This is a genomic window from Bellilinea sp., assembly GCF_034432615.1.
In the GTDB taxonomy this organism is placed as follows: domain Bacteria; phylum Chloroflexota; class Anaerolineae; order Anaerolineales; family Anaerolineaceae; genus Bellilinea.
Genome location: NZ_DAOUBL010000325.1, coordinates 1 through 5,935, shown reverse-complemented (window position 1 = coordinate 5,935; position 5,935 = coordinate 1). Strand labels below are relative to the sequence as shown.

At 58.0% G+C, this 5,935-nt stretch carries 6 protein-coding genes; 5 read left to right on the top strand and 1 reads right to left on the bottom strand.

All coding sequences use genetic code 11. The features are described 5' to 3' along the window. Positions 1-148: 148 nt before the first annotated feature. Genes VAE48_RS14640 through VAE48_RS14620 form a run of 5 tightly spaced genes read left to right on the top strand, consistent with a single transcriptional unit; the run spans position 149 to position 4,832 of the window. On the top strand, positions 149-1,171 hold the full coding sequence (locus VAE48_RS14640; protein ID WP_322794071.1) for a D-2-hydroxyacid dehydrogenase: 1,023 nt from the start codon (positions 149-151) through the stop codon (positions 1,169-1,171). A gap of 20 nt (positions 1,172-1,191) precedes the next feature. Next, positions 1,192-1,950 (top strand): HAD family hydrolase, encoded by a 759-nt coding sequence (locus tag VAE48_RS14635; RefSeq protein WP_322794070.1) that lies wholly within the window; start codon positions 1,192-1,194, stop codon positions 1,948-1,950. Further along, positions 1,947-2,858 (top strand): DMT family transporter, encoded by a 912-nt coding sequence (locus VAE48_RS14630; RefSeq protein WP_322794069.1) that lies wholly within the window; start codon positions 1,947-1,949, stop codon positions 2,856-2,858. The genes VAE48_RS14635 and VAE48_RS14630 overlap by 4 nt, the downstream gene beginning before the upstream one ends. 32 nt (positions 2,859-2,890) lie before the next feature. Further along, complete coding sequence (locus tag VAE48_RS14625) at positions 2,891-3,505, top strand: 3'-5' exonuclease (protein WP_322794068.1); 615 nt, start codon at positions 2,891-2,893, stop codon at positions 3,503-3,505. Continuing rightward, on the top strand, positions 3,498-4,832 hold the full coding sequence (locus VAE48_RS14620) for a hypothetical protein (protein WP_322794067.1): 1,335 nt from the start codon (positions 3,498-3,500) through the stop codon (positions 4,830-4,832). Before VAE48_RS14625 ends, VAE48_RS14620 begins: the two co-directional genes overlap by 8 nt. On the opposite strand, the gene VAE48_RS14615 is transcribed toward VAE48_RS14620, so the two are convergent. Continuing rightward, positions 4,833-5,935: HD domain-containing phosphohydrolase (locus VAE48_RS14615; RefSeq protein WP_322794066.1), on the bottom strand; the 1,103-nt coding region annotated here is incomplete at its 5' end. It lies immediately after the preceding gene.

Sequence of the window (5,935 nt, the reverse complement as noted above, 5' to 3'; positions counted from 1 at the left end):
CCGGCGCCACGCTGGAACAGGCTCAGGCAAATACCGGCTGGCCGTTGCGGGCTGTACGGCAGGTGCAGATCACAGAGCCGCCCACTGCTGAAGAATTGCGTATTTTGCGCGAAGAACTCGACCCGCAAGGAATTTACCTGAAAGGATCATGAGCACAACCCCCATTCCCACCCTGTTTACCGTTTCTTTTCCGCCCGAGCTGCTGGAAAAGGTGATTCAGGTTTCTCCGCGCATCCGCCTGATGACCCACACTGTGCGCAGCGCAGAAGAAATCCCCGCCGAGCTGTGGAAACAGGTCGAAATCCTGTACACCGACCGCATCCTGCCCGATCCGGCGCTGGTACCCAACCTGCGCTGGGTGCAATTTCACTTTGCGGGGGTGGATCACGTTGCCAGCCACCCGTTGATGGGCAAAAAGGACATTCAAATTACCACCCTGAGCGGAGCAGCCGCCCCGCAGGTGGCAGAGCATGTTCTGCTCATGCTGTTGGCCCTCGGCCACAAAATCCCCGAACTGGCCGCATTTCAGGCGCGCGCCGAGTGGCCCAAAGACCGCTGGGAACGCTTCCGCGCCCTTGAACTGCGCGAAAGCACGGTCGGCATCGTTGGCTACGGCAGTATCGGGCGCGAGGTTGCCCGCCTGCTGCACCCGCTGGGTACCCGCATTCTGGCCGCCAAACGCGATGTGCGCCACCCGGAGGATCATGGCTACACCCCGCCCGGGCTGGGGGATCCCAACGGCGACCTGTTCACCCGCCTGTATCCCATTCAGGCTCTGCGTTCGATGTTGAAAGAATGTGATTTTGTGGTGGTCTGCCTGCCGCTCAGCCCGGCAACCCGCGGTCTGATCGGCGAAGCCGAGCTGGCTGCCATGAAACCGTCTGCTTTTCTGGTGGATGTCAGCCGTGGCGGAATTGTCAATCATGCCGCGCTGATTGCCGCCCTGCAGGAAAAGCGCATCGCCGGCGCCGCGCTGGATGTATTTCCCGAAGAACCGCTGCCCCCTTCCAGTCCTTTGTGGAAAATGCCGAATGTGATCATCACTCCCCACATTTCCGGCATCAGCGCCCATTACAGCCAGCGCGCTATGGATCTCTTTCTGGAAAACCTGAAACGGTATTTGAGCGGGAATTTGCTGTATAATCTGTACGATCCCGAACTGGGGTACTGAAAACTGACCCGCACCCGCTCATGATTCGTGTTGTTTTCTTCGATCTTGGCAGCACCCTGATTTATTTTGATGCCTCATGGCTGGAGGTCATGCCGCGCGCCGCCGCGGAATTGACCGATGCCCTGCTTCGCAGCGGATTAAACCTGCCGCGCGAGGATTTTACCCTGCGTTTTCTCCATCGAATTCAGGAATATTACCAGCAGCGCGAAAGCGAATTCATCGAGTACACCACACAGCGCATCCTGCAGGACCTGCTGGCAGAGCTGGGCTTTTCTGCTCCCGCTCCGCTGCTGCGCCGCGCGCTGGACCGGTTCTATGGCGTCACCCAGTCTCACTGGCGCGCCGAGGAGGATGCCCACCCCACCCTTAACCTGCTTTTGCAGCAGGGCCGCCGTCTGGGGCTGATTTCCAACGCCAGCGATGCGCTGGATGTGCACACCCTTGTGGATAAAGCCGGGCTGCGGGGTTATTTTGAGCAAATCCTCATTTCGGCGGAGGTCGGCGTCCGCAAACCCCACCCGCGCATCTTTCAACTGGCGCTGGATTACTTCCACATCGGCCCCGACGAAGCGGTGATGGTCGGCGACACGCTTGGCGCCGACATACTGGGAGCCAATCAAATGGGGATGCACAGCATCTGGATCACCCGCCGCGCCGATACCCCCGATAACCGCGATCACCTCGACACCATCCAGCCTTCGGCAACCGTCGCCACGCTGGCAGAAATTCCGCCCTTGCTGGAGCGCTGGTCATCCCCTTCCCCGGAATCATCGGCTTGAAAAAGACCGCAGTCCTTCCCTATCTGGCGCTGGTCAGCGGTATTCTCGCGCTCAGCCTGTCCTCCCTGTTCGTGCGCTGGGCAGATGCGCCCGGCGCTGTGACCTCGTTTTACCGCATGGCGGTTGCCTCGCTGTTTTTTCTGATGGTCTTCCTGCGTCAGCCGGCCGCCACCCGTCAGTTCGAACGGCGCTGGCTGTTTCTGCCGCTTTTAGGCGGGTTGTTCACCGCCTTAGACCATGCCACCTGGGCAACCGCCATCAATTTTACGCGGGTCGCCAACGCCACCCTGATGAACAACCTTGCCCCGCTGTGGGTGGCACTGGTGGCTTTCCTGCTCTGGCGGGAGCGTCTGGGTTTACAGTTCTGGCTGGGGCTGGTCATGGCCATTGGCGGGGCGGGGCTGGTACTGGGCAGCGATTTTCTTGCCCGCCCGCAGTTGAATCAGGGCAACCTGCTGGCTGTGCTTTCCAGCCTGTTTTACGCCGCCTATTTCCTCACCACCCAGCGCGGACGCACCCACTTCTCTACCCTGACCTATGTTTTCCTCATCACTGCGGTTTCCAGCATCATCTTGCTGGCGGTCAACCTGCTGCTCGGCAACCCGCTGTGGGGTTACTCCACGCCCACTCTGCTGGCTTTCCTTGGTGCAGGGCTGATTTCGCAGGTCATCGGTTACTTTTCGGTAGGGTATGCGCTCGGTCATCTGCCGGCTTCACTGGTTTCGCCGACCATGATCGCCCAGCCGGTGCTGACTGCGTTGATGGCCATTCCGCTGGCCGGTGAACCGCTGCTGCTGCCGCAGTGGATTGGCGGGCTGATCGTATTGAGCGGCATTTATCTGGTCAACATCAGCCGTCAAAAGCAAACCCCTGCACCCTTGCATAAACCCAGCCCGGCAAGTGATTGATTTTCAACCTCAAGGGGGTTATACTGACAAACATGAATGAGAATGCGCTCACCACCATTCGCGCCGAAATGCCCGATTATCTCAGCGTTGATGTGGAAACCGCCGGCCCAACGCCCGATCAATTTGCGCTGCTCTCGATCGGCGCCTGTACCATTTGCCAGCCGCGTCAGACTTTTTATGTGGAATTGCAGCCAGACCGCGAATCGTTTGATCCTCAGGCCATGGCCATTCACGGTTTGGATCTGGATGCCCTGCGCCGCAACGGTCTGCCGCCCGACCGCGCCCTGTTGAAATTCGAGGAGTGGGTGCAGCAGGTAGTCCCGCCGCCGCACAAGCCTATTTTTGTCGCCTTCAATGCCCCCTTTGACTGGATGTTTGTACACACCTATTTCATGCGCTACCTGAAACGCAATCCCTTCGGTCACAAAGCGCTGGATATCAAGGCGTTTTATATGGGACTGAGCGGTCAGCCATGGGAAAAAACCACCGGCAGTCACCTGCACCGCCTCTTCCGTCAGGCTGACGGCTTGACCCACAATGCCCTGCAAGATGCGCTCGATCAGGCAATCCTTTTTGAGAACATGCTGGCCATGCTTGAACGAGATAAACCCAATTCTTTTCCTGTAAGGGAGGTCAGCGATGAGTAACCAAAATCTGGAAAGCCCCAGCCAAAACCTGAAAAAGATTATCGAATCGGCGCGGCGCATGGGTGTTGAACTGGATGAAAACGAGGCCTTGCAGTGGCTGGCTGCAATGGGCTCCATGCGAAAAGAGGATGACGTTGCCATTGATGTGCGTCAGGGTGTTTTTGGCCACCGCATCACCCTGCTGGATTTCAGCCCGGAGCGGTTGGAGTACTTCCGCCGGGTGGGAAAGCTGGTCGAGTTTTCGGATGTCCCCGGTCTGGTCGAAACGGCACTGGCGCTTTCCGGTTCGGCCGCCCAGTCCCGCATTCAATCCTACCCCGGCGATGCCGACTTCTTCGAGCGCGTCAACATCAAAGCCGCCACGCGGGAAGAAGCCTGCCGAGTGCTGGCGAAAATTATGCGTGAAAAAGCGCTGGCTACGGCGCGCGGGGATACCTATCAGTTGATTGAGGTCAAGTTTGGCTCTTACCCACAGGATGTGGAACACAAGGGACGCCTGCATAAAGCCGGTGCGCCCATTGCCTGGAGCCCGGCAGAAATTGCAGCCGGCAGCCTTTCCGAAACCTACCTGCAGGGCGAGCCGGTCGCCATCACCTGGGATGAAGCAGCCCTTGAACCCGGCTGGTGCAAACTGGACTGGGTGATTGCCGATCCGATTGACCAGACCCTCGTCAATGCCAGCAACATGCTGGATGTGACCTGGGAAGCGCCCGACGGCAGGATCACCCCACTGGATGGCTACCTTGACCCGTATTTTCAGGAAGTCTATCTGGATGCCGAGTCCATCCCCATTTTTACCAAACTGGCCAAACAGGTGGACAGCAACGCGCTGGATGATTATGTGGCTGCACTGGAAAAAGAGGTTCGCAAATATGTGACCTCATCTCCCAACTACGGCAAAGCCGCCAAGCGCATGTACAACATCTTCCGCCTGACCGGCAAATACGAAGAGGCCGCCTACCTGCGCGAATTGTTTGACGAACCCGCCACGGTTCTGTATCAGATCTGGTCTTTGATTCGCACCATTGACGATACCTTCAGCGCCGGTTCCAGCCTGCCGTTGCAAACCTTGCTGCACGAAACCGACCGGCTGATCGTTACGGTTGTGGATGTACTAGAAGGTGAGAAGGAAACCGAAATCGTGCGCATGCTGCTCAAGCTGCGCAGCATCCTGGGCAATGAAGTGCCGGGTCAGGAACTTTCGCCGCAGGCGGAAGCGGCGCGTGACGAGGTCATCAATCTGGTCAACAACTTCTTCTACGAAAAATTGACCGGCGTCCCGCAAATCAAAGAATATATGGAGCAATTGGCCCAGAAGCCGAAATAATCAATCGCCGCTCAAACGCAGGCGCTCCTCCATCAACGCGCAAAACGCCTCCACCACACGCGGATCGAACTGACTGCCGCTCAGCGAGCGGATGTAGTCAAGCGCTTCCTCCGCCTTCCATGCCGGGCGATACATGCGGTCATCTGTCAGCGCATCCCACACATCCACCACCGCAAAGATGCGCGCAGCCAGTGGAATTTCCTCACCCCGCAAGCCGCGCGGATAGCCGCTCCCGTCCCAGCGTTCGTGGTGAGCATAAGGAATATCCAGCGCCGGTCGCAAAAATTCAATTTGCGAAAGCAGATTGTAGGAATACACCGGATGCATTTTCATCACCTGCCATTCCTCATCCGTCAATCCAGAACTTTTCTTGAGGATGCTGTCCGGAATAGCCATTTTGCCAATATCGTGGAGAATTGCCCCGCGGCGGATGTGAGTCAGGGTTTCGCCGCGCAGTCCCATGGCAGCTGCCAGTTCTACCGCCAGTTCCGCCACGCGTTGAGAATGCCCCTCGGTATTGCCGTCGCGCATTTCTAAAGCCCGCGCCCAGCCGGTGATGGTGTCATCGTAAGCCAGAATCAAATCCTGGTTGGCAGTCTTGAGATTTTTGAGCAATTGAGCGTTGTCAATGGCAATCGCAGCCTGATCGGCCAAAGCTTCAACGAAGTTCATCCACGCCGGGTCAACGTCCCACGTCATGCGGTGGAAAATTTCCAGCACACCCTTGACCTGATCTTTGGAAATCAGCGGCAGCGCAAGGTAAGAAACAAAACCTTCTTCGCGGATGCGTTCGGGATTCCACAGATAATCTCCCCCGCCGTTGAGGTTTGCAACGCGCACCGTTCTCCGTTTGAGGGCTGCCTGTCCGGCAAACCCCTCCCCCAGCCGAATCCGCAGCCCATAATCCAATCCCCGGCGAAAGCCCTGCCCGGCAGCATAGGTAAGTTCCTGCGACTCACTTTCCAAAAGCAGAATACTGGCCGCATCTGCGCCCAGCTGAACGGTGGCCTGTTCCAGCACCACCCGCAGGGTGGTGGTCAGGTCAAGGCTGGCGGTAATCGCCGCCGCTGCGCGGTTGGCAAATACCAGTTCATCACCGCAGG

Bases quoted from the DNA above. Each gene is read 5' to 3' on its own strand.
- VAE48_RS14640 (WP_322794071.1), top strand. From the start codon at position 149: ATGAGCACAACCCCCATTCCCACCCTGTTTACCGTTTCTTTTCCGCCC.
- VAE48_RS14635 (WP_322794070.1), top strand. From the start codon at position 1,192: ATGATTCGTGTTGTTTTCTTCGATCTTGGCAGCACCCTGATTTATTTT.
- VAE48_RS14625 (WP_322794068.1), top strand. From the start codon at position 2,891: ATGAATGAGAATGCGCTCACCACCATTCGCGCCGAAATGCCCGATTAT.
- VAE48_RS14620 (WP_322794067.1), top strand. From the start codon at position 3,498: ATGAGTAACCAAAATCTGGAAAGCCCCAGCCAAAACCTGAAAAAGATT.